The following is a 26,048-nucleotide window of genomic DNA, read 5'->3' as shown; positions in this document are numbered from 1 at the left end:
AACAGATCATCATGAATAAAAGAAATAAGAAACTCGCATTTAATATCATTGTTATCATAGCATTAGCAACAGCCATTGTATGGGTTTGCTCGCACTTCATTCATTTAGGTAACGTAGAATTCACCGACAATGCACAAGTGCGCCAGCATATAGTTCCAATCAATAGCCGTGTACAGGGATTTATAAAAAAGATATATTTTACAGAATATCAAAATGTATCAAAAGGAGATACTTTGGCACTCATCGAAGATTCTGAATTCCGTTTCAGATTGGCTCAAGCCGAAGCCGACTATCAAAACGCATTATCCGGCAAAACAGTCATGACCTCGACTATCAACACCACTCAAAATAATATTTCCGTATCTGATGCCGGGGTACAGGAAGCTAAAATACGTCTTGATAATTCCGAACGCGAATATAATCGTTATAAGAACCTATTGGAAAAAGACGCCGTCACCAAGCAACAATATGATGCTATAAAAACTAATTATGAAGCCTCCAAAGCCAGATATGAGCTTCTTGTACGCCAGAAGAAATCAACATCTCTTGTTAAACAGGAGCAGACTCAACGTTTGGAACAAACAGAAGCAAATATAAAACTTGCCGAAGCTGCTTTAAAAATAGCCGGACTGAATCTCTCCTATACCGTAATCATCGCTCCGTGCAATGGAAAAACCGGTAGAAAAGAAATACAGGAAGGACAACTGATACAGCCCGGACAAACGCTTGTCGATTTGGTAGACGATAATGATAAATGGATTGTTGCCAATTATAAAGAGACACAAACATCCAATATTCAAGAAGGAAATGAAGTAGATATTGAAGTCGACGCTATACCAAACATCATCTTCAAAGGTTATGTAAAGTCCGTATCACAAGCTACAGGAGCTAGTTTCTCGCTTATTCCACAAGATAATTCCGCAGGCAATTTTGTAAAAGTAGAACAACGAATTCCTGTTCGCATTGAATTCTCGGATACAAATAAACCGGAAGATATGAAACGTTTACGTGCCGGTATGAATGTAGAATGTGTAGTAAACTATTAATTTATGCATGAAATAACTCCTTTTTCAATTCCTGCCATCCGAGATTTCGTACCGAAAGGAATCAGACCGTGGATTATCATCTTATTTGTTATTGTCTTTCAATTCTCAGGAGGAATATATTTAGCCGCAGTCAGCGAAATGGTCGGCTCTCTAGCTTTAATGCAAGAAGATATCATGATGGCAGGGTATGCCTCCATGGTTGGTATGGCATTAACATTCAACATTATGTTCCGGCTAAAATTCCGGTTTTCCTCCAAAACATCTTTAATGACCTGTTGTATAGCCATAATCATTTGTAACCTGATATGTATGTACACCCGTAGTATTCCCTTACTCGTCATCACTTGTTTTATTGCCGGGATCTTCAGGATGTGGGGCACATTTGAATGTAATTCAACCATCCAATTATGGATAACGCCTAAACGAGATTTATCCATATTCTTCTGTTACATCTACTTACTGGTGCAAACATGTATCCAATTATCCGGATTAATAACTGTATATACTGCGTTTTGGACTAAATGGGAATATATGCATTGGTTGATAATAGGTCTATTGCTCATTGTAATGCTGGCTACAATGCTGTTGTTTCGGAATTACCGTTCCATGCGTAAACTCCCATTATGGGGAATCGATTGGTTAGGTGCTATGATGTGGGCAGCAATTGCATTATGTATCATATTTATATCTGTATATGGAGAGCACTATGACTGGTATCACTCCGGTTATATACAAGCAACAACCATTGCAGCTATCATAATGCTGCTATTAAATATATGGAGATCCTCTTTCATACGCCATCCGTTTTTTGCGCTGGCAACTTGGCGTTTCAAAGTAGTATATACAACTTTTTTGTTATATATACTCATTGATACCTTACTGGCTCCGGCACATCTATTCGAACATATTTATATGGAATCTATCCTTGGTTATGATTCACTAAATATCATTTCTCTCAATTGGGTAATCGTTTTGGGAACTATTGTCGGCAGTGTATTTACCTATCATACATTTGCAATCCATAAATGGTGTTATAGAACTATGACAGTCATAGCATTTATGGCAATTACAGGTTATTTGATGATTTTATATTTCACGATTGATTATAATCTACCGAAAGAAACTCTGATATTCCCTATTTTCTTACGTAGTTTCGGTTATGTAATCATTGCCATTTGTTTTATTACCGCTTTATCCCGTGTACCTTTTGAATATTTCTTTCAAGCCGTTTCCATCCAAGGTTTTGTAAGTGCCGGACTAGGAGGAGCAATAGGTAATTCAATATTGGGGCATTTACTAAACGTGACAGTCAAGAAGAATACGATCCAACTGGGAGCGACATTAGACCACGTAAACCCTTTGGCCAATCAATTATCTACAGGAGAACTCTATGGCACATTACAACAGCAGGCTTTGATGGTTTCCATGAAAGAACTGTATGGGTGGCTTACCATCGTTAGTTTATTTTGTCTTTTCCTATTCTGGATAAACGAAAACTCTATCCGACCATTACATGCAATCCATCCTAGATACAGGGCCATTCGAAGATACGTCAAACATGAATTACGAATCAGTAAAAACAAAATATAAACTGATTTTCAGCATACGGTCCTTTGTTTACAAACGATAGAAGTTTGCAAACAAAGGACCGTACGTTTGTAACCAATCGTCCTGATGTTTTAAAAAAACATCAAGGTGCTTAAAAGTAAGAAAATGCCGGGCACTTAGTCCCGGCAGTGAAATCAGCTAAAAAGCAGAAGGACATACAACCTTGTACTTCCGGTCGCCCACAACAATAATATAATAACCCGGACGAACAGAAACCGAAGTCTGATTCTGTGAAATCAGTCTACCATCAACATTATAAATCCTTATTGCAGTCTGTTCCTGACAAGAGATCTCAATCACTCCATCACGAACCGTAACTTCTGATGAAGATATTTCCATGTCGGTAATACCTGTCGGAGGAGCTGAGTAACAATAAACAATACTACCAACTAATTTCCAATCCTCTGCCGAGTCTAACCATTGATACACTTTTTCTTCTAAAAGATTGCCATATTCATCATATCTGTTTTCAGATTTAGATTGTCCATACCAGAAATTCTGCATTACATCGAAAACCATAATAGCCGTAGATATTCTATTTCCATAAATATCATAATCATAATCAGCTTTATAATCCTCTCTCCAATCACCTGTCATTAATTCAAAATCTGTTATTACATAGGAATACCTTCTTTCTGCAATTAACTTACTATTCGTGTTATAGCTCCACTCATTTTTAGAAGAATTCGACCAGCTACCGCTCATTGCATCCCAATAATAATTAATATTCAATGTTCGGTTTCCATTCGCATCATACTGATACTCATTTTTAAAATCGGTAACAAGTTCTTTTGTCATAAAATCAGCAGAATAAGTTATTTTCTGTAGAACACTATCCATCTCATTATAAGTATATTCTTCCTTGTTTCTTAAAACCCAACTATTATCCGTATCTTTATTATAGAATAATTTTTGAAGCATATTCCCACGGGAATCATAAGACTTTTCGTGCTTCGCTGTTTCAAGTAACTCACCCGTATCATAATTCTTAGTAAAAAAGACATAATTAGTTTCATTACCAGCCTCATCAAAAACAAATGTTTCTTTTGTTGTGCCTGTATACTTTTGCAAATCAATATCCCAATCCTGCATATATCTTTCCGTCATATTTCCGTTCGCATCAAACGTATAGTCCGTCTTAAAACTAGGGGAAAATTGATCAGTTCCACTTACATTAGCATAAAATGCAGCCATTGTTATCTGGTTTCTATCATTATATTCCCACTCATTTTTGACTACAGACATCCATTTAGAACTTTCACTATCCCACATGAAAGTTACATCTGTCAGCTGATTTCCCCGTTCATCATACGTTGCCCTACCTTGAAAAGAAGGTATCCAATCACTGCCCCCCCAGACATATCCATCCATAGAAAGGATTTTATTCAATTCATTATATGCGCTCACCTGCTTTTCCTGATACACCCAATCTTTTAAAGATTGACTCCATGACAAAGACATTTGTAATGTCACATTCTTATTCGCATCATATTCATAAACATAACGGTAATCAGGTATCCATGTTTCGGAGAAATCATCCCAAATTACTCGAGTTCTGCCAATCAAATTTCCATCGGCATCAAATTCATTCATAATCTTATCATAACTCTTGCCATCCGGAGTTTTAGCCACAATACTGTCACAACGTAATTGGTTCTCGTCAGACGCAGCTGTTACCGGTAAATTCTTTAGCGAAAAGTCTGAATTTAAATGTTGGGCATTCACTAATGTGAAACCAAACATACATAAAGTAAATAGTAATCCTTTTCTCATAACTCTATTTTTTTAATTATCGATATACGCAAAAATAGGCTTAAATGCCTACTCTCACAAAAAAACCGGATAGACAAGCACTCTACATCTCTCTTTTTTTATACCTTTGTTATATGAAAAATTACTATTTGTCTATTCTAGCCTTATTTATCTGTCAATTTTATACTTTTGGAGGGAATAACCTCCAATGGAAAGCTATTAGTCCCGGTTTCGACAGTCTAAACATTCAATTAGAAGAAGCGATGCGTTCCGATGATACCCCGTCACAATATTATCCCATAGTGAATAAAATGTATCGGATAGCGCAGCAAAAGAAAAACGATAATTTATTAGCCCGCACTTTATACTGGGAATCTTGGATTCAGTTGAAAAACGACAAAGACTCTGCCGAAACTTTGATTAAAGAAGCACTAGAAAAAGTAGACACTATCCAATACAAATATGATTATGCAAGAATACTTTTCAATTATAGCAACATACAGATAAGTCACGGCAAATATTTACAGGCATATTTACTCAACAAAAAGTTAGAAGATTATTTCAATGAGATCGAAGATTACCTGTTCCTAGGTAAAACATGTATCAACATCGGATACATATTGAATGGATTAGAAGAATATCAAGAGCCGTTAATCTACCTCCAAAAGGCTAAAGAAGCTTTTATAAAAGGAAATCATGAAATACAAGCCATTAAAAACGAATTAAATATTGCCAATGTCTTGTCCCAACAAGGTAAACATGAGAAGGCTATCGAGATACTGAATAATCTTTTAAAAGAAGATATAGTTCAAAATGACACACTATTTCTTATAAGCGTCATCGTTTCCACAGATTGTATGGAAATGACGAAAGAAATGCACAAGAAATATGCACAGAAAGCCTACCAAATGGCAGAACAATTAAAGAATGAATACTATTTAATGTATACCTCAGTTAATCTGGGAGGTTATTACCTCCGATATGACAATAAACATGACAGCGCCCTATATTTTTATCAAAAAGCATACAATTATCTGAAGAAAAACAACGATGCATATATTACCGCTAATATCCTACAGGGACTTTCTGATTGTTATGATTGCTTAAATCAATCAGACAGCGCCTATTATTATTTGAAATATCATAATCTTTGTAAAGACTCATTAGCAGGAAATAATAAGATTATTGAAATAAACAAAATCGAAGGACGCTATGCCATTGAGAAATACGAATCTGAACTAAAACAAGCCAGAGAAAAAACCTCATGGCATAGAAAGATGTCATTCCTAATAACGATGTCACTGACTACCCTGTCTTTATTGCTTTGTTATATATTCTGGCTACTCTATAAAAAAGGAAAAATCAATCAGCAACTAAAAGAAACGGAAAACAGGGAATTAAGCGAACACCTTAAAACCGAGACGCTGCAAAACGAGCGTTTCCAGATGGAAATAGATTTAAAGAATCGCAAACTCACTTCCAACACTTTAATCATAGCAGAGAAAAACCAGACATTAAAGAAACTGATGAAAGAGATTGAGGCCCTAGGAAGTGAAGGAATATTACCTCCCAAATACAAAAATAGCCTTACCAAAGATATAAAAAATCATTTGGCATCCGACGATGAATGGCAATTCTTTAAAATCCATTTTGAGAAAGTTCATCCGGACTTTTTTACCGCACTAAAAAATAAATACCCTACTCTCTCCGAAAATGAACTACACTTATGCGCCTATATCCGAATCGGAATGAGTTCCAAACAAATAGCATCGATGCTATCCGTACTTCCCGAGACAATAAATATGGCACGCTACCGTATGAGAAAGAAGATGGAAGTAGAACAAGAAACGTCATTGGAAGACTTCTTACGGACTTTATAATTGTACTTAAACAAAAAATCCTACAAATCAATGACTTGTAGGATTCAAAGTAGTTCAGCGGAAGCTGGGGGATTCGAACCCCCGGTACAGTTACCCGTACGTCAGTTTAGCAAACTGGTGGTTTCAGCCACTCACCCAAACTTCCTTTACCCGCATTATCTCTCAAATGCGGTGCAAATATAGGGAGTTGTTTTGAAGTACACAAATCTTTTAGAGGTATTTTTTTAAGAATTTAAGAGTAAGCACAGTAAGATTCTAGAAGTCAAGTATTAACAAATCATATTTAACCTCTTAAAATCATTCGGATATTTCAAAATCTACCATCACAGGCAAATGGTCACTGAAACCTCCTATATATTTCATCCCATAATAAGTACGAAAAGGCTTCCGTCCCCCATACTTGGAATCATCTTCCAAAAGAAAAGGAAAATCACAGATACGAGCTTTCTCATTGGATGTATGCATCTTATTCCCCGGCATGAGTAATGAACCCAAAACAATTAACTGATCAAGTATCCCCCACTCTCCCTGATAATTATAAGTGCCCAGCTTATCTCCCTTATCCGCCATCAGATTATACAAAAGATCGGGATCAATCGGACTAGCCGGAGATTTTGCCCCCAATATATTTGCTATCGAAGCATTTTCAGGATAGTCATTGAAATCCCCCATAATCAAGATATTAGGATTGGTACGAACAAAGCAAATACTATCTACTGTCGATTTTAATATGGAAGCGGCGTAAAGTCTTGCAGGTTCACTCTCTTTCTCACCACCATAACGGGACGGCATGTGGCAAACAAAAACATCCAAAGAATCACCAGAGGAGACCAATCCTGTAACATGCAATATATCACGGGTAGGCCTTCTATCCTTTTCCTTAAAAGAAAGACGAATGGAATGATAACTTAAAAGTTTAAAGCTCCCACGCTGCCACAACAAAGCAACATCAATGCCACGTTCATCCGGCGAATCTGTCATTACATATCTATACTCATATTCTTTCAAAGGAGAATACTTCACCAGGTCATCCATAACCTTTTCATTCTCCACTTCACAAAGCCCAATCAGTGCAGGAGGATTCCATTCGCCCACCGCAGCGATTACTTTTCCTATGTGATTAATCTTTTTCTTATAACGTCCAAGATGCCACCCACGAACAGAAGCAGGCAGAAATTCATAATCGCTTTTCAAACTATCATGCCGGCAATCAAACAGGTTCTCCACGTTATAAAACATTACCCGGAAAGGTTCTTGCGCAAACACAGTAACGGATGTTACAAGAAAAGCTAATAAGATAAACGACTTCATTCCCGTCGTTTATCTCCGGGCATCCATTCATAACACCCGACATCCGGACCACCGTCATTCAAACGATCACGCCCGTTCCGGTCTAAAGGATATTGTTTTGCATATTCAGGTGCACCCAAATTCACCGCAGCCGATAAAGAGTCTATCCTGAAATCATAGTCGAAGTCCTCTTTCCCTATATAGAGGAAGTTCTTATCTTTAGCTAGAGATTTTCCTTTATCGTCTTCTTTCTCATCCCAAATCGTATTAGGATAATATGACAGCTCTTCCTGATAGCCCGGACTCTTTTCATCCAATTTCGTATTTACCAGAGAGTAAGAGAATTCGTAATTAAAAGGAATAGATTCATCCTTTGTTCGCCCTCCGCTCATTTCATCGGACATGGAGCCTGTTATCAAACAATTTCTAAACATCGCATTTGTCAGCGGCATGTGCTCACTGTTTCCTAAAAATACAGCCGTTCCTTTCCTTATATCCCAACTGTAAAAATTAGCAATCGTACAGTGGATAAACTCTACTTCCCCACCCAAGACAGATACACAATAACCTCCGGCATTCGTAATCTGACTATTGCCGACCAATGCTTTACTAGATATCAAATCCAGAGCATTACCTTTCACATTATGTACAACAGAGTTCTCAAGCACCAATTTTGTTCGTTCCACATCCGAAGAATCACATTGGATACCGTATTGTCCTCCATGAATATCCACATAGTTCAAATAGTTATCATAGCTTTGCTCAAAGAAACGCACTCCCCCCCATTGCCCTGAAACACGGTCATAAGGCAAATCCAGCTCTTTCATCTTATCCAGACGGTCACCACGCAAGACCACCGGATTCTCCTTTGTGCCATTGGCAATAACAGAACCGTAAACCAGACAATTTATTTTATTATGAAAATAGAGACGGGTACCCGCTTCCATCGTCAGTTTCATACCTTCGTTGACCCGAAGACTATCATAGACAAGTATGGGACGGTAAGCCGTCAAAGTCGTATCTTTATCAATAACCTTACCTTTCATTATCAAAATGTCCTGACCATAAGCCAATAACTTAACGTCTTGTTGTACGCCACTAGCCAACTGGAATATCAACGAATCTTTTATCAGTATAGGATTGTCCCGATTCTGAGGATCGACCTTTACCTCTATAAAGATATACAAACTATCGTTCTTGGGAATCTCTATCGCCGAAGCATCTCCATAGCCATCCGGCACATTTATCATAAATCCGGAGCTACCTCCACTTGCCAAACGGACAGAGTTTACATTTACACCTTTATCGTTCCGGTTATATACTTTCAGATGGAATGTAGCAGAACCAATCGTAGTAAAAACCGTATCGAAAGAAACCGTATCGGTAGAAAAAGAAAGCCTATAAGCAGGGTCTACAGAATACTTATCGTCATTACAGCTCATAAAGAAATGACTGAGCATTACCAGCAAGACTCCACCTATTATATATATATGTCTGTTCATTCGGATGATTATAAAGATATTATTTAGGCACGAATTACGTATAATCCGTGCCTAAATATAACGAGAATCTTTTTCTATTATTATTTCTTCTCCGGAATATTTGCCAGAACCTCAAGCAAATGTCTCCAGAACTTATCCACTGTCGGTATCAGCATACGCTCATCAGGAGAGTGCACGCCGCGAAGAGTCGGTCCGAATGAAACCATATCCAAAGAAGGATACTTCTCAAGGAACAAACCGCACTCCAATCCCGCATGAATAGCCTTTACTTTCGGCTCTACTCCAAACAAACGCTTGTATGCCTCGACTGCTACTTTCAGAATAGCAGAAGACGGATTCGGTTTCCAACCCGGATAACCTTCTCCTACGGTAATCGTAGCTCCTGCCAATTCAAAAACAGCACCTACCGTATTCGCCATATCGTCACGGGAAGAAAGGATGGAACTACGCTGGCTGGTTGCTATACGTATGGTATTGCCTTCTACCATTTTTATAGAAGCAAGATTGGAAGAGGTCTCCACCAATCCCTCAATGTCCTGACTCATAGCGTATATTCCATGATGAACAGCCGTCAAAGCCTTTAGTAAACGAGTGGTCGTATCACGGTCTATTGCTTCTTTACGAGGAGTTTCCGATTCTAAGAGCAACTTCATATTCGGTTCGGTCACAGCATATTCATCTTCTACCTCGGCAGCAAAAATATTCAATTCAATACGGACATTTTCTTTCTCAGGCATAGGTACGGCACATACCGCATACGCCTCACGAGGAATGGCATTGCGAAGATTTCCTCCATTGATCTCACACAAATACATATCCATCTTCTTAGAAATACGTGTCAGATAGCGAACCAAAACCTTATTCGCATTTGCACGCATTTTATTGATATCATCACCGGAATGTCCTCCTGTGAGCCCCTTCACGTCCACACGGAAAAAGAAATAATCCTGTGGTGCGGCTACTTTCTTATATTCAAACTCGGCCACCGTATCGATACCTCCGGCACAACCGATAAACAGCTCGCCTTCATCCTCCGAGTCCAGATTAAGAAGAATATCACCGTTCATGAAGCCCTCTTTCAAAGCGAAAGCACCCGTCAGCCCGGTTTCTTCATCAATCGTGAAAAGACATTCTATCGGTCCGTGCTCAATATCATCGGCAGCAAGTATAGCCAGCTCCGTAGCCACACCGATGCCATTGTCCGCACCTAAGGTAGTACCTTTTGCACGCAGCCATTCACCATCTATATAAGTTTGTATCGGATCTTTCAGGAAGTCATGCTGTACATCACTGTTCTTCTCACAAACCATATCGACATGAGACTGTAGCACAACTGTCTGCAAATGTTCTTTTCCTTTTGTTGCAGGTTTCTTAATCAAGACATTCCCTACCTCATCAAATTTCGTTTCTAAATTATGCTTCTTTCCGAAGGCTTTCAGATACTCAATAATCTTTTCTTCCTTCTTGGAAGGACGCGGAACCTGACAAATCTCATCAAAATAATGAAAAACGGAAGCCGGTTTTAATTCTGTTCTATCCATAATTTATTCCTATTTATAATTTAACACTTCCATTTATGAGGCGCTAAATTTAGTTAATTAATTCCTATACTAGAACCCTGTTTTCAATTTTTATCTAAAAAGAGAAGGCATAGTCCTTGCAAAAGTCTATCTTTGCATCGCAAAAATAACAGAAATGCTTGACACTATCCTCATAACTTTGTTAATAGTTGCTATTTGTATAGCATTATTAGGCGTTAATATCTTTTTCACCAAGAAGAAAAAGTTTCCTAATACGCATGTAAGCGGAAGTAAGGCTTTACGGGAAAAAGGTATCGGATGTGTGCAGTCTCAAGACAGGGAAGCGAGAAAAGAAAGTAAACTGGCTGTTCCGGAAAGAGAAAAAGGGAAGACGGATAAGGAAATAAATTAATTAAAAACTATATCGAATATTTATTATGAAACGAATGACTAACATCTTCAATGGAATTTTGGCTTTGACTGTTATACTCTTGTTTGCACAGTGCAATAACAAGAAAGGCGAGCCGGAAACGGCTAATGTTCCTGAAGGTAAAACCGGAACTTGTACATTAAAAATAGCGTATGTTGAAATAGACACACTACTGACCAAATACAATTACTGGAATGACCTGAATGAGATGATGATGAAAAAGGAAGAAAACATCCGCGCTACACTCAACCAAAAAGGTCGCGAACTGGAAGCTGATGCAAAAGAATTCCAACGTAAACTCGAAAACAACGCATTCGCAACCCGCGAACGTGCCGAACAAGAGAATGCCAGACTGATAAAGAAGCAACAAGACTTGCAGGAATTGCAAAACCGACTGACGAATGAACTGGCTGCCGAAAACCAGAAGAACGGTCTGCAACTTCGCGATTCTATCAACTCTTTCCTTAAAATATATAATAAGGACAAAGGGTACAGCCTTATTTTAAGCAATACCGGTTTTGACAATCTGCTTTATGCCGATCCCGCATACAACATCACCAACGAAATTGTAGAAGGTTTGAACAAAAGATATAATCCATCTTCTGCTGCCAGCAAGAAATAATCTTATTCACATATTTCATCTGAAAGGCTTGCCATCACACGGTAAGCCTTTTTTATTTCATAGAAGAACAACCGGTTTCAAAAACGAACGAAACTATCTGTCGCCTCCCTGCAAAGTAGTCTAAACATTGGGGATAACTAATACAATATCCTTTATCAAGTAGTTGTCTCACAACAGGTGGAATAGCTATTCCACAACAGGTGCGTTAGCTATCTCACAATATGTGCAATAGCTAATGCACCTGTTGTGAGACAGACAATGAGTCAGCACAAAAGCGCTTGTTAACCCGTGAAAACGAGCTAATAAGTACCTGAACATTCACTAATAAATAAGTTTGTTAAGGATGCTTTCCGCTTATCTGTAGATATCTTCCTTCTTTACTTTGATAATCTCTCCAAAGGCCGAGAGTTTATTCATATCAATGCTCTTTTCATTTCCTACAATGGCATAGACCATCGGGCGTCCCTGAACCTGAGAATGATAGAAAGCATCGACATCTTCCATATCCGTCGCCAAAAGACTATGCAGGTAAGTTTCATTCGGGTCAGAAGCCAGACCGTCTTCTTCCCACTGGGAAACCCGTGCCGACAGCTCCCTGAAAGACGGGAAATTGTTATTGACATTGTTTACCAACGCCTGACGTACGGCCGGAATCTTTTCGGGTTTCAGGGGCATATCCTTTATTAAAGCATCCAGCACCTCAAGCGCATCCGTCGTCTTGTCACTCTGCGTGGACAACATGGTTACGAAGCAGCCGGATTTGTCGGGACAACGCCGGAAAGGTAATTCATATTCTGCCCTCACACGATAGGCAAACGAACGAAATTCCCTGATTTCCTGAAACATCAGAGAAGACATATCTCCACCGAAATAGCCGGAAAACAGTTTGGAAGTATGGCGTGTACGCTCGTCTTTCAACGTATCGCCGCAGATATACCCGTAAATAATACTTTGGGATACTTTTCCGTCATGGAAGAAATAAACTTTCGGGCGGTCATACACCTGCAAATCGCGTAAGCGGTTGGAGGCTGGCAAAGTAATCTCATCCGGATTCATCCACTCCCCGACCGTATCCACCACTTCACTCTCACCCAACGTGCCGCAATAATGCATAACACATTCCGTATGCTTCACTTTATCAAACAGCTCCAGCAACTCCTTACCTTTCAGGTGTTTCACTTCCTTCAGTGAAAGTTTGGTGAGCTTGGAAGATCCGTTCCCGAACTTCACTTTCTGAAACAAGGCTTCCGCCACATCTTCACTGGATTTGAAGAATGATTTTGCCGCTACTTTTTCTTCATTCACCAACTGCTTCAACTGCTTGTCGTCCGCCTCGACGTGTTGCATGAACAGCCCCAGCAGACGGACGGACTCGGCAAAATGTTCATCAAAGCCGGATAGTTTTATATGGAATTTATGTTCCTCCACGTCATACTCGAGTACACTGCCCAGATATTGCAGCTTATTGCGAAATTCCTTAAACGGCATGGTATCCGTGCCCAAGAAAGGCAGATAAGCATTCAATTGTACCAAGGCGGGATATTCTATAAAGCCTACATGATAAGAAAGCCTCAGTGTGAAAATCTTATTCACCGGATTCGGTGTAAGATAAAGCGTTGCCAAAGGAGCCAAGGTCACTTTCTTTACATTTTTGGCAAAGTCGACAAAACGTGGTGACACCTCTTTCACCGGAAGTTCCTTCAGCTTCTGCGCATATTCGGATACCGCATCACCGTTGCGGGGTACTATCGGTTCAAAATCAGGTTTGGGAAGATTGTTTTTCGGGTAATTGCCCGTTTTCTTCGTGGCATACAGATAATTATCCGTGAAATACTTGCACGCCACCTTCACCACGTCCTCTTTCGTCAAGGCATCTATCCCGCTCATCTCTTCCTGATATTCTTTCCAACTCTTTCCTTGCGAATAGAGTGTCATCATCATCTTGGCACGGGCATTGATGTCTTCCAGTGCCAACTCATAATTCCTCCGTTGCTCCAGCTTCAAGCTGCAAAAAGCCTCATCCGTGAAATCTCCTTTTTTCACACGGTTTATCTCGCGCCATACCAACTTCTCCGCCGAAGCGTATGACTGGAACATGAGTTTAGGCACAATAGCCACCGCCAGGATACCGGCTTCATTCAGTCCCTGATTCATGGACATCGCCGCCATTATCTTATGATTAACCGAAAGCTGGTCAAGATATCCCGTCCCGTTCTCATTATTAAGCAGTGCCATCGCAATATTAATGGCTACCTTATCTTTATGATTGGCAGGCACACCACGGAATCCGAGCGCCATCATCTTGACAAAAGGCACGGGAAGTTTCACCTTTACCTTTTCCTTGCCCCTAAAATCCGGCAACACAACAGACGGGCTTACCGGTGCTTTACCGCTACGGATGCGCGAGAAGGTCTTTTCCAAGATAGGAATCACCTCTTCCGCATGGAAGTCACCGCTCAGAATCAATCCCATATTGGATGCCACATAATAATCTTCAAAGAATCTGCGCATACGTGTCAGTTGCGGATTCTTCAGGTTCTCTGTGCTGCCTATTATCGGATAGGCATACGGATGCGGTGAAAAATACCGGTGAGTCAAACGCTCCATTGCCAACATTCCCATCATATCGCTATACATATTCTTCTCTTCGTAAACCGTTTCCAGTTCACTTTGAAAGAGGCGGAATACAGGATTCAGCAAGCGTTCACTGTTCAGCTCCGCCCAATGAGCGAAGTATTGCGGAGAAAAGACATTGAAATAGACGGTATAATCATAAGAAGTTCCGGCATTGAGCTGACTGCCGCCAAACATGGAAGTAAGCTTGTCGAATTCATTGGGTATGGCATATTCGGCAGCACGGATACTTAACCGGTTGATTTCCTTCTGCAACTCCGGACGAAGCTTTTCATCCTTACACGCTGCCAGTTCATCATATTTATCGGCGATGGCATCCAGTATTTCCTTTTCCGCTTCATAATCCGTAGTCCCTATCTTGTCCGTCCCCTTGAACATCATGTGTTCAAAATAATGGGCTATACCCGTATCTGGACAATCCTTAGCTCCGGCTTTGACAACTACCGCACCGAATACTTTAGGCTGGTTGTGGTCTTCATTCAACCAAACCGTAAATCCGTTGCTTAATTCAATCTCTCTGACTTGAAGGGAATCAGGCATATCGTCCATCATAAGAAACTATTTATCTTTTTCTTCCAGATAAGGAATGCGGTAAGCGGTATACAATTCAAGAACGGCAGCGACAGTCAGGCAAACAACCCATTCGTTATGCTGCGTGGTAAACATGAACAAGCCGGTAAGCAATAACAATACCGCACCGAATACCTGCTGTTTACGTAATCTTTTGATAGTGACATTATCTCCTTTATAGCCGTTGGTCAGCTGTACATAAGCGATAAGCAACGCTCCTACACAATATATATAAGGAGCATACTCCCAACCTGTAATCATAACCGCCGCTCCCAACAATGCCAGAATCGCTCCGGCTCCAAAAATCATCGATTGATATTGTTTCATTCTTCTTCAAATACATATATATCCTCATTCGGCTTCTTCATCAGGTACTTCTCACGAGCCACCTTCTCCATTGCCGCAGGATTTGCCATTAATTCATTCAAACGTTTCGTACTTTCTTCGTATTCAGCCTGATATTTACGGATCTCCGCCTCCAGACGCATAATCTCACGTTTATTCTTAGCGCGGCGAAGCAGACTGTTTTCATCGAGAAAACCGATAATGGCGATAAACAATCCGATGGTAATATAGTATTTATTCCTGCGGATAAAATTCCAGACGCTTAGTAACCTACTCATGGCTGATTGATAATTGAATACGGGACAAAGATAACTATTTTATTTAAAATCTTCATTCTTCATTCTTCATTCTTCATTCTTTTAATGTACATTTGCAAAAACAGAAAAAACAGCAGAATATCCCTTATTATGGAGAATTATATTGTATCGGCACGAAAATACCGTCCTTCAACTTTCGACTCCGTTGTAGGACAAAAGGCATTGACTACGACACTCAAAAATGCGATAGCAGGTCAGAAACTGGCTCACGCCTATCTGTTTTGCGGACCGCGAGGTGTGGGGAAAACCACTTGCGCACGTATCTTTGCCAAGACCATCAACTGTATGAATCCTACGGCAGACGGAGAAGCATGCAACGAATGCGAATCTTGCCGGGCCTTCAACGAACAACGCTCATACAACATACATGAACTGGATGCGGCATCCAATAACTCGGTAGAGGACATTCGTTCACTGATAGAACAAGTGCGTATCCCGCCACAGATAGGGAAATATAAAGTATATATTATCGATGAGGTGCACATGCTTTCGCAGGCAGCTTTCAATGCATTCCTGAAAACACTGGAAGAACCTCCCCATCATGCCATATTCATTCTCGCTACTACCGAGAAGCATAAGATATTGCCTACTATCCTCTCCCGTTGCCAAATATACGATTTCAACCGCATTACGGTCAACGATACAGTGGAGCACCTACAATATGTGGCACAAAAGGAAGGTATTACCGCAGAACCGGAAGCACTGAATGTCATTGCCCAGAAAGCAGACGGCGGTATGCGCGACGCATTGTCCATCTTTGACCAAGTAGTCAGCTTCACAGGAGGAAACATACAGTACAAGAATGTTATCGACAACCTGAATGTATTGGACTATGAATACTATTTCCGCCTGACAGACTGCCTGCTGGATAATAAGATCAGCGAATCCCTGCTTATCTTCAACGATATATTAAATAAAGGATTCGACGGAAGTCACTTTATTACAGGACTTTCATCTCATTTCCGTGACCTGCTTGTCAGTAAAGATGCTTCCACCCTTCCACTACTGGAAGTGGGCGCAAGCATACGTGAACGCTACCAACAGCAAGCACAAAAATGCCCGCCACAGTTTCTTTACAAGGCAATGAAACTTTGCAACGACTGCGACCTGAACTACCGTGCCAGCAAAAACAAACGTCTGCTAGTAGAAATAACCCTGATTCAGGTGGCACAACTGACGGCGGATGCAGACGACACAGCTCATGGGCGTAGCCCTGAACAAGCTATAAAACCCATATTCAATAAGCAAAGTGCTCAGGCTCAGCCGGCACAAGCCCAACCATCTGTCCAGGCACAACAATCGGCAAGAACTCCAGTTGCATCAACTTCATCTGTACAGTCACAAACTGTGCAGCAAGGTGTAGCACCTCAAGCCCAGCCGACCAATACTCCACCGATACGGCAAAATCCTATTCCACAACAGAGTGAAGAGAAAAAGATTCCCGTATTCAAGGCGGGCAGTCTTGGCGTATCTATCAAACATCCGGCAAGCAGAGAGGTACAACAACAGCAAACAGCAACCGTTAAACCGGTACAGACCGAAATAGCGGAAGATTTCATTTTCAACGAAAAGGATTTGGATTATTACTGGCGCGAGTATGCCAACCAACTTCCGGTAGAAGAGAAAGCAACTGCCGGGCGAATGATGAACATGAAACCAAAGTTACTGAACGATACGACTTTTGAGGTCGCTGTGGACAACGAACTTGTAGAGAAAATAATGACTCCTCTTATCCCGCAGATACAAGACCATTTGCGAAATAAGTTACATAACCGGAAGATAACAATGACCGTCCGCGTAAGTGCCCCGACTGAGAATATCCGTGCTTACAGCAGAGTGGAACGTTTCCAGATGATGAGTCAAAAGAATCCCGAGCTATTGAAACTGAAAGAGGAATTCGGATTGGAATTGTATTAATACAGATCTTTTAATTAGAGCTTTTGAAGCGTTAGGAAGAACTTACATAAATAAAATGAAAGCTTAGTATGCTATAGTTTGCTTTTGGATGAATATTTTTGGGACATTGGAAACAGCGAACTACTTCGTGAACTTATTGACGAATGTGTTGTAATTTGCTTTCAAATTAGTATCTTTGAATTATTGGAAACAACGCCTCGCCCCATGCGCGGAATGGCGAAGATTAGTTGTGATTCGCTTTCAAATTAGTATCTTTGAACCATTGGAAACAGCAACATCCGAAGCGAAGAAATTGAGCGACTTGTTGTGATTTACTTTCAAATTAGTATCTTTGAACCATTGGAAACAACTTTAATGCAAGCCCTAGTGTTATCTATTGGGTTGTGATTTGCTTTCAAATTAGTATCTTTGAACCATTGGAAACAACTGTCGCCGAAGTCCGTCCAGGCGTCGCTACGTTGTGATTTGCTTTCAAATTAGTATCTTTGAACCATTGGAAACAACTTAATTGATATCAATCAGTTAGACAGGTCTGTTGTGATTTGCTTTCAAATTAGTATCTTTGAACCATTGGAAACAACAATTATCAGGATACACCGTTTGACGGTACGTTGTGATTTGCTTTCAAATTAGTATCTTTGAACCATTGGAAACAACACATTTCGGTGAACCACGCTTCAATTTGTGTTGTGATTTGCTTTCAAATTAGTATCTTTGAACCATTGGAAACAACAAGGTCTTATTGCCACACGGCAACGTGTTAGTTTTGATTTGCTTTCAAATTAGTATCTTTGAACCATTGGAAACAACGCACCTACTGTACAGATCACATCTTGGGAAGTTGTGATTTGCTTTCAAATTAGTATCTTTGAACCATTGGAAACAACGCACCTACTGTACAGATCACATCTTGGGAAGTTGTGATTTGCTTTCAAATTAGTATCTTTGAACCATTGGAAACAACTTTTTCTAAATTCTCCCTTATCTTATACAAGTTGTGATTTGCTTTCAAATTAGTATCTTTGAACCATTGGAAACAACGATATTGAATTAATGCAACTAACCGATCAGTTGTGATTTGCTTTCAAATTAGTATCTTTGAACCATTGGAAACAACACTATGAATGGTATTAATAATGCTATTGTGTTGTGATTTGCTTTCAAATTAGTATCTTTGAACCATTGGAAACAACTTCTTGAGTACCACGATAGATGGGCTGCCGAGTTGTGATTTGCTTTCAAATTAGTATCTTTGAACCATTGGAAACAACCCTTCCATAAGGCGATGGTTCTGCAAGGTGTTGTGATTTGCTTTCAAATTAGTATCTTTGAACCATTGGAAACAACCAAAGGCGGTCGATTATCTGTAATTGCTTAGTTGTGATTTGCTTTCAAATTAGTATCTTTGAACCATTGGAAACAACCTTTATCCAGAAACTAACACAGGCTGGGGAGTTGTGATTTGCTTTCAAATTAGTATCTTTGAACCATTGGAAACAACTATGTGTGTTGAATGATTGTTTGTGTATTTGTTGTGATTTGCTTTCAAATTAGTATCTTTGAACCATTGGAAACAACCTTACGAACAATTTGGAACTGCAACTATGGGTTGTGATTTGCTTTCAAATTAGTATCTTTGAACCATTGGAAACAACCAAACATCTCACAATGATGGAAAGACGATAGTTGTGATTTGCTTTCAAATTAGTATCTTTGAACCATTGGAAACAACACTAATTAAAAAATACGATTATGGAAAAGAGTTGTGATTTGCTTTCAAATTAGTATCTTTGAACCATTGGAAACAACTCTTTGCATGATTTTATGAGGTTAGAGGTAGTTGTGATTTGCTTTCAAATTAGTATCTTTGAACCATTGGAAACAACATTAGGTGCTACGTTTCCTTCAATAGAGAAGTTGTGATTTGCTTTCAAATTAGTATCTTTGAACCATTGGAAACAACAATATGTTTCTAATTTCAATTTGCAATCTTGTTGTGATTTGCTTTCAAATTAGTATCTTTGAACCATTGGAAACAACCTTTATAATTGATAGACCAAACTATCGCAGTTGTGATTTGCTTTCAAATTAGTATCTTTGAACCATTGGAAACAACAAATGTCTCAGGCAAACGGTTTATTCTATGTTGTGATTTGCTTTCAAATTAGTATCTTTGAACCATTGGAAACAACTTATTGAATGCGAATACAGTGATAACATTCGTTGTGATTTGCTTTCAAATTAGTATCTTTGAACCATTGGAAACAACTTTTGTATTAATTGAAGGTAGGACGTTGTGTTGTGATTTGCTTTCAAATTAGTATCTTTGAACCATTGGAAACAACACTTCCACCCAGTAAGCTTTGTTCCACACTGTTGTGATTTGCTTTCAAATTAGTATCTTTGAACCATTGGAAACAACAATGTAGTTGTGAACATTGCAGATTCACAGTTGTGATTTGCTTTCAAATTAGTATCTTTGAACCATTGGAAACAACTATAATTATGGTCTACCAACCCACCCGGGGTTGTGATTTGCTTTCAAATTAGTATCTTTGAACCATTGGAAACAACACACACACACACACACACACACACACACACGTTGTGATTTGCTTTCAAATTAGTATCTTTGAACCATTGGAAACAACAATCAACACGGGTAGGTCTGTTATCATCTTGTTGTGATTTGCTTTCAAATTAGTATCTTTGAACCATTGGAAACAACTGGAAACCATATTCTGTCTGCACAATTTTAGTTGTGATTTGCTTTCAAATTAGTATCTTTGAACCATTGGAAACAACTTAACCCACATTACTATCTGTGTATTAATACATTACACATAGATTTAGAAAATAAAAAAGAAGGTTGTTTCCTACAAAAAATCCCATCTTAAAATGGGATTTTTTACTTTCAAAACAACTCTAATTGCTGTCCCGGAGTATTAACACACTGAGCTTTCTTTCCATAAAACAATCCAATATTACTAAACTGTTTATCTGTTATGCACATTATTCCAACCTGACCAAACTCTGGAAGAAAGGACTTCACTCTTTTTATGTGTACTTCAGCATTTTCACTACTAGCACAATGACGGATATAAATAGAAAACTGAAACATAGTAAAGCCATCTTTCTGTAAATTCTTTCTAAAATCAGAATAAGCTTTTTTATCTTTCTTTGTCTCCGTTGGTAAATCAAAAAGAACAAGAACCCACATAACACGATATTCGCTAAAACGATCCATTATTTTTCCGGATATAAAATATGACGAAGTTCGCCACTGAAACATTTATAAAGTGATGCTGTCGTTTGCCCAACAGCAACCATCAAAGGACTACGTTTTCCTCCTATTTTTACTTCCAAAGTAGGAATAGAAAGTAAACTCCCCTTTATTTCTTTCGTCAATTCCAATTCAGATCCATAAGACTGCACTAACTGATAAACCAACCTGTCTACATAAGGACGATAAGGTTCCATTATATCATCAGCTAAACAATAAGCATTATACCGATTATGATGATGTATACCCAATGTCGGTAACAAACCACTTGTCACTAATCCACGAGCCACTATCGCGCGAAGTATTGCATAACCATAATTCAGTAAATTATTAGGCGGAATTCCTTCACGATCTCTAGAAAATCCTTCAATATAACCAAATAAAGATTTCCAATAATACGCAGCTGCTCTCGCTTCTAAATTATCAGGATCTCCACTTCTTACTTCATTTGCCCAAACGCGCATACATTTCATTTCTTCTCCTACACAATCATTCAAAACAGAAGCTTGATTATCAATCTTCGTTTTGATAGTCTGTTGCCAAAGTTGTTTCTTTAGAGGAAGAGAAGCATCTAATTGTTGACGAAATCGCTCATTTTGAGTCGTATTTCCATATAAAGGTAGCATTAATCCAACAGGCATACTCTTACTATCACAAGTAATTACAGCACAATTATTCTCTAAAAGAGCTTCAAGCACACCGGAAGTTATAGTGATCTGCCTATTATCTAATATCACAACACCTAGATCTTCAACCGGCCTCGTAACTTCTGACTGTTTTTTGAATGTATCCGGCAAAGACGCACTTTTCTCCACTTCCGGAAGTTTTATAACTAATTGTGCATTCCGTAGGGACAGATAAACAGGACTTCCGAAATAAAGTGTTTTCTTTATCATAGTACTAGTATTTAAAGTTTATTACTGCCGATTATAAAATATACAAGGATATCAGCTATGACTTAATAAAGTTCGATCTACTTATTAGTCCTACTGCAAGATACTTAATCTTCTTTTCCACCACAATTTAGTATTCACCAACAAAAACTATTTGCCCAATGTGATTAATCCTGACCTTAACAATTTTATCAAAGTTAGTAAGTGAAGTAACTCTCTTCCAAGTAATATTCTGCAGTTCTTTTTTATTCTCAACTGTTGTTTCAAGATGATGCCTAAACACATAATCTTTTGAGGTTATCTTCTGTACCCTATACAAATTAGGACTGATTAATGCATAGTTATCCGGATCTAATAAATCTATTTCATTGGGATCAAAGCCTGTATTCTCATTTGGAAAAACAAAATACTCATTTTGTTTCATAGAAAATAAGAAACTCCAACCTTCAGAATCATTATAAGCTTTATTCACAATGGCTTCACCTAAAATAGCGCGAGCTGTTGCTTCATAGAAGGAAACAACATTTTCTTGTAATTCTCCCTTTTCATCGCGATAAATAGCAACATGATGATTATTTCCTGTATTTACATAGTCCACAGGTTGTTTTTTTCCTTCAGAATCCAATATCAGTTCACCATTATGATCTTTCTTACAATGTAATGGTTCTGCATTATTTACTCCGGTTATCGTAACTCGTTTAATAGAAATTCCTTTTTCTTCATTCAGCCAAATAGGATTATCTTCTAAATTTGAGAATGCTTTTCTTGCATCTCCTCCATAGTCTACCAAACGTTTCTCCAGAAGCCTACGAATTTTAACGTCAACAACCTTATCAATTTTTAAATCCGGTGAAATGCTTTTACGTATCGTATAAATTGTATCTAAAGTTACAGTCTTAATTTTTATCGGCACTCGCTGAGTATGAAGTTCATCTAAATAGATAGGATTTTTCTCCAAGCTATTTTTACCGGTAAAGGCTTTCTTGGGGTCATTATCAAAAGCAACAAGACGTGCCAATAAAGCGTCTCGATATTTTTTATTCGCAACTTTTGCTATTTGCATAGCACCAAACCCTCCACCAACAGTCTCTATCTTAGTTACATATTGTTTTATACTACCATAAATAGTCTCATTATGTAATTGCCCACGAGGAGTCAATTGCTCTTTTTTATTATAACCATTCTGTGCTTTTGTCCTATTAATATTTGGTGTAACTACCCTATTCTTAGCCTTTATAGAAATTAGAACACTTTCGAGATGCCGCTTCGCTTCTGTTCTAAACACATCTAATGGCATCGGAGGAATGAATCTCAATTTTTCATGTTTATCGCGATAGAGCTCCTTTCGTTCTATTCCATAAATACTACTGGATTTATCACTTCTAGCATTTAAATTATTCAAATACTGTATAATACATCTTTTAGTAAATGCAATTGTTAAAGCATCCATTGCATGATGGCGATGATCATTACGCTTTGTCCAATCTTTTATACGTCGAATTTTGCGCCCATCTTTGTCTTCTACAATCTCCGTTAAAGCTAATTTATCATATTTATCCCAATTCAATTCTTGCATAACATCTACCAATTGCCAATCTTCACGTAAACGGTCAGTTATAGAACCTACAGTAGGAACAACAAACTTCACCAAATCTTCTAATATCTCACGGGCTTTTTTAGCTATATACTGAGAATCACGTAAATCACGCTCAATGAAATCATTTGGTATATCAGCCTCTTTCATTAATAGTTTATTATACTTCGTTTTACGAAGCGCACCATTTTTATACATATTCTCGATACGGACTTCATAATCACGCACACCTTCGATATCATATTTATTCAATACATAATCATAGGCTGTTAAATTGCTTTTCTCAATATTAACCTTTCTGCTCTCAATAGTTTTATTAGAAAAAGAATCATCAAATAATTTCGCCTGAGGAATAATATGCTCTATATCAAATTCTTTACTAAACAACTTTTCCTGAGGTATATACATATTAGAATAAAGTGTTTTATAACCATTATCCTTTAGTTCTAAATATAATTTATAACGAATTATATCATTTCGGCTCACATTCACCAACCCAAATTCTTTTTGAAGAATTTGCCGATACTTATCATGGTCAATTGTCGCCTTATTTATATTCTCAGTCATAACCTTGCGTTCTTTCGCACTCTTTTTCAATTCGCGTGCCAACTCTATACGGATTTCATCAGGCTTTCCAAATGTATCAACCACATGATTCACAACATTTATCATCTGATTAAGTATCTTCTCAACTACAGGGTTACGCAAACTATTCTTAGGGAGAAGATCCAAATGATCTTTATATTCTTTCTTATCCAACTCTTCTTTTGTCAAGGAACGCTGAGAATGGCGATAACCTGCAAATTCGCAAGCTTGATTATAACAACTTCCCTCTTTCATATAAGGTAAAATCTTACGAATAGCTTTCGTGCTTAGACTGCCATAATCCGATTGAAATGTTATATTAGCAATTATATTGGCATATTCCTTTTCAAAACCGCAAAGTTCTGTTATTTTACGAATCAAACTATCATTGCCTGTATTTGATTTGTCTCCTTCATAAGAATATAGCAAATGCCACAACTGATACATCGGTTGTTTATCAAAAGTATGCCCTTCTTTTGACGAATCAAAAAATAATATATCCGTATTATATCCTAATCCATCAAAAATAACCTTTACCTTTTCTTTTATTTCATCAGACGGCATCCTAGAGAAATCATATTCTCCGTTTCCAGTCATTGCAATAATCTTTTGATACGCTTTAAACAATATCGATTGAGTGCAATCTCCTTCTAAATCTTCATAATTCAAATCTAAATCCTTATAATTTCTATATAACAATTTAAGGGCATCTTTCTTATTAAGTTTATCCTTAACACTCAATTCCATAAATAGAGTTTCCTTTTCTTCCTGTTCCAAGAAACGCGATAAGTTCGATGATTTTTCAATCACTCGCAAATTATTGAGGGTATGCCAAATCTTAAATTCTTGAAAAAGAGGAGATGACTGAGGGCATACTTTACAACCCACTGTCTTCATTTTCTGTTTTCCATCTATACAAATTGCCATTTGGCGACTTTCAAACTCACAAAAACCAACTAATCCTTTTTGGCTCTTTAGTGGACGTTGATAGAATATAATAATATCACGAATTTCTTTCTTCAATTCAGAAGTAAGCTCCGGATGAAACGTCGCTTGCTTTTCCCAAATAGCTTCAAATTCATCCAAATAATCGTGACGATAAAACACCTTATTTTTAAGACTCCAATTAGAGTCGCGTTCTAATTCTCTCAGAAGAAATTGCCCTACGGTAAGCTTATTAAAATATAGTTCTTTACTACGATCACTAATTGCTCCCAAATAACCGCTAGAGCTATCAATAGCTCCATTCAATTCACTAATCACCAAAGCTACTTCTTCAATGGAAAGCTGTTTTGTTAAAGCATCAACACGCCATTGATAAACTTGCAATCGCTTATCTTTCCCTTTATTATCAGCCGTATACAGCTTATACTTTCCTAGAAATATTTTAATTGTATTCGACTTACTTTTTCCTTTCAGCAATTCCTTAAATTCATCCGTTAATATTTCCGGATAAAATTGTTGCTGACACATCCATATTCTATCAAGCTCTTTTTGCAAATCCGAACGATAAAAATCAGGAACATACTTTTTACCTTGATTAAATAATGATAATACTAACTGACCAGGAGTTATATCTTCATCATACAATTGCATAGCGACCGACATACCATCAATTTTCTGTCCTTCCTCCACAGATTTTACTTTACGGCTGCTTTTATAGCCACGCTTTTTATTTATCATCAAAAAAACACGCGCCAATTCATCCAATGAGATTTCCTCCGTTACAGCCTTGGCACGTAACCGATAGGTTTGAAAAGTAGTTTGGTTACCATTCTCGCACAATAAAGTCTCATCAGTTATCAATCCATTCTCTTTAAAACAATCTATCAGATTCTCACGGCGTAATTTATATCGCTGCAAATTACGGCGCATACTCCTTTTCAATGTCCGATCGGTATTTGTTGCAATACTCTTACCTTGTTCAAAACTTCTCTGTTCATCGACACTTAAAGGATTTACACGCACACCAAGTTTGATTATTGATGATTGCTCTTCACTACTTTCAGCTTCATTTACCAAAGCCCATCCTATGCTAGTAGTACCTAAATCAAGGCCTAAAATCTTTTTCATAATAGAATCTTTATCAAAACTTTTCAAAAATACAAATTTATTTCTACAGAAGGTTGTTTTGTAGAAAATTATTTCTTATTTTTGCAAAACTAATTTGAAGCAAGTCACAATAAGGATTATTCCGTTGTGAAAACATTTAGGTTGCCCTCGTCCTTTATCGGGGGCTTTTTTCTTTTTCAATCTTTAA

At 38.2% G+C, this 26,048-nt stretch carries 16 protein-coding genes, 1 tRNA gene and 1 CRISPR repeat array; of the genes, 6 read left to right on the top strand and 11 right to left on the bottom strand.

Features of this window, described 5'->3' with window-relative positions:
• Window positions 1-11 precede the first annotated feature (11 nt).
• Together DXB63_RS06490 and DXB63_RS06485 are read left to right on the top strand one after the other, a co-directional pair.
• Window positions 12-1,046 (top strand): HlyD family secretion protein, encoded by a 1,035-nt coding sequence (locus DXB63_RS06490; RefSeq protein WP_122125596.1) that lies wholly within the window; start codon window positions 12-14, stop codon window positions 1,044-1,046.
• Between the two features lie 3 nt (window positions 1,047-1,049).
• The gene (locus tag DXB63_RS06485; protein WP_122125595.1) at window positions 1,050-2,636 is read left to right on the top strand and encodes a hypothetical protein; all 1,587 of its coding nucleotides are present in this window, start codon (window positions 1,050-1,052) and stop codon (window positions 2,634-2,636) included.
• A gap of 156 nt (window positions 2,637-2,792) precedes the next feature.
• Here the strand turns inward: DXB63_RS06485 and DXB63_RS06480 are convergent, their stop codons facing one another.
• Window positions 2,793-4,427 carry a hypothetical protein gene (locus tag DXB63_RS06480; RefSeq protein ID WP_122125594.1) on the bottom strand — a complete coding sequence of 545 codons (1,635 nt, stop codon included), beginning with the start codon at window positions 4,425-4,427 and terminating at the stop codon, window positions 2,793-2,795.
• Window positions 4,428-4,540: 113 nt separating this feature from the next.
• Here DXB63_RS06480 and DXB63_RS06475 point away from each other — a divergent pair, with 113 nt between their 5' ends.
• A complete protein-coding gene (locus DXB63_RS06475; RefSeq protein ID WP_158563648.1) occupies window positions 4,541-6,286 on the top strand; it encodes a LuxR C-terminal-related transcriptional regulator in 1,746 nt (581 codons plus the stop codon).
• Window positions 6,287-6,344: 58 nt separating this feature from the next.
• Here DXB63_RS06475 and DXB63_RS06470 read toward each other — a convergent pair.
• From DXB63_RS06470 to DXB63_RS06455, 4 genes are all read right to left on the bottom strand, one after another.
• A tRNA-Ser gene (locus tag DXB63_RS06470) sits at window positions 6,345-6,431 on the bottom strand.
• Between the two features lie 152 nt (window positions 6,432-6,583).
• Window positions 6,584-7,597: an endonuclease gene (locus DXB63_RS06465; RefSeq protein WP_122125592.1), complete on the bottom strand. Its 1,014-nt coding sequence runs from the start codon at window positions 7,595-7,597 to the stop codon at window positions 6,584-6,586.
• Window positions 7,594-9,078 (bottom strand): hypothetical protein, encoded by a 1,485-nt coding sequence (locus DXB63_RS06460; protein ID WP_122125591.1) that lies wholly within the window; start codon window positions 9,076-9,078, stop codon window positions 7,594-7,596. Before DXB63_RS06460 ends, DXB63_RS06465 begins: the two co-directional genes overlap by 4 nt.
• An 80-nt stretch (window positions 9,079-9,158) precedes the next feature.
• On the bottom strand, window positions 9,159-10,619 hold the full coding sequence (locus DXB63_RS06455) for an aminoacyl-histidine dipeptidase (protein WP_122125590.1): 1,461 nt from the start codon (window positions 10,617-10,619) through the stop codon (window positions 9,159-9,161).
• Between the two features lie 154 nt (window positions 10,620-10,773).
• Here DXB63_RS06455 and DXB63_RS06450 point away from each other — a divergent pair, with 154 nt between their 5' ends.
• Both DXB63_RS06450 and DXB63_RS06445 read left to right on the top strand, forming a co-directional pair.
• Window positions 10,774-11,010, top strand: coding sequence for a hypothetical protein (locus DXB63_RS06450; RefSeq protein ID WP_122125589.1), 237 nt, complete (start codon window positions 10,774-10,776; stop codon window positions 11,008-11,010).
• Between the two features lie 25 nt (window positions 11,011-11,035).
• On the top strand, window positions 11,036-11,650 hold the full coding sequence (locus tag DXB63_RS06445) for an OmpH family outer membrane protein (RefSeq protein ID WP_122125588.1): 615 nt from the start codon (window positions 11,036-11,038) through the stop codon (window positions 11,648-11,650).
• A 354-nt stretch (window positions 11,651-12,004) separates the two neighbouring features.
• On the opposite strand, the gene DXB63_RS06440 is transcribed toward DXB63_RS06445, so the two are convergent.
• The 3 genes from DXB63_RS06440 to DXB63_RS06430 are packed head-to-tail and all read right to left on the bottom strand — an operon-like array spanning window position 12,005 to window position 15,477.
• Complete coding sequence (locus tag DXB63_RS06440) at window positions 12,005-14,836, bottom strand: pitrilysin family protein (RefSeq protein WP_122125587.1); 2,832 nt, start codon at window positions 14,834-14,836, stop codon at window positions 12,005-12,007.
• Window positions 14,837-14,842: 6 nt separating this feature from the next.
• Complete coding sequence (locus tag DXB63_RS06435) at window positions 14,843-15,181, bottom strand: hypothetical protein (protein WP_122125586.1); 339 nt, start codon at window positions 15,179-15,181, stop codon at window positions 14,843-14,845.
• Window positions 15,178-15,477, bottom strand: a complete 300-nt coding sequence (locus tag DXB63_RS06430) for a septum formation initiator family protein (protein ID WP_122125585.1) — start codon at window positions 15,475-15,477, stop codon at window positions 15,178-15,180. Before DXB63_RS06430 ends, DXB63_RS06435 begins: the two co-directional genes overlap by 4 nt.
• Before the next feature lie 129 nt (window positions 15,478-15,606).
• Here DXB63_RS06430 and DXB63_RS06425 point away from each other — a divergent pair, with 129 nt between their 5' ends.
• Entirely contained in the window at window positions 15,607-17,433 is a 1,827-nt protein-coding gene (locus DXB63_RS06425) for a DNA polymerase III subunit gamma/tau (protein ID WP_122125584.1), read from the top strand.
• 81 nt (window positions 17,434-17,514) lie between these two features.
• Window positions 17,515-20,236: a CRISPR direct-repeat array (repeat unit 34 nt; unit sequence CTTTCAAATTAGTATCTTTGAACCATTGGAAACA).
• Between the two features lie 111 nt (window positions 20,237-20,347).
• On the opposite strand, the gene cas2 is transcribed toward DXB63_RS06425, so the two are convergent.
• From cas2 to cas9, 3 genes are all read right to left on the bottom strand, one after another.
• Window positions 20,348-20,680: a CRISPR-associated endonuclease Cas2 gene (gene cas2 / locus DXB63_RS06420; protein ID WP_122125583.1), complete on the bottom strand. Its 333-nt coding sequence runs from the start codon at window positions 20,678-20,680 to the stop codon at window positions 20,348-20,350.
• Complete coding sequence (gene cas1, locus DXB63_RS06415) at window positions 20,680-21,612, bottom strand: type II CRISPR-associated endonuclease Cas1 (protein ID WP_122125582.1); 933 nt, start codon at window positions 21,610-21,612, stop codon at window positions 20,680-20,682. Before cas1 ends, cas2 begins: the two co-directional genes overlap by 1 nt.
• Window positions 21,613-21,739: 127 nt before the next feature.
• Window positions 21,740-25,861: a type II CRISPR RNA-guided endonuclease Cas9 gene (gene cas9, locus DXB63_RS06410; protein WP_122125581.1), complete on the bottom strand. Its 4,122-nt coding sequence runs from the start codon at window positions 25,859-25,861 to the stop codon at window positions 21,740-21,742.
• Window positions 25,862-26,048: the final 187 nt, after the last annotated feature.

It is taken from the genome of Bacteroides sp. OM05-12 (assembly GCF_003438995.1).
GTDB lineage: Bacteria > Bacteroidota > Bacteroidia > Bacteroidales > Bacteroidaceae > Bacteroides.
This window is presented reverse-complemented; position numbering and strand designations above follow the sequence as displayed.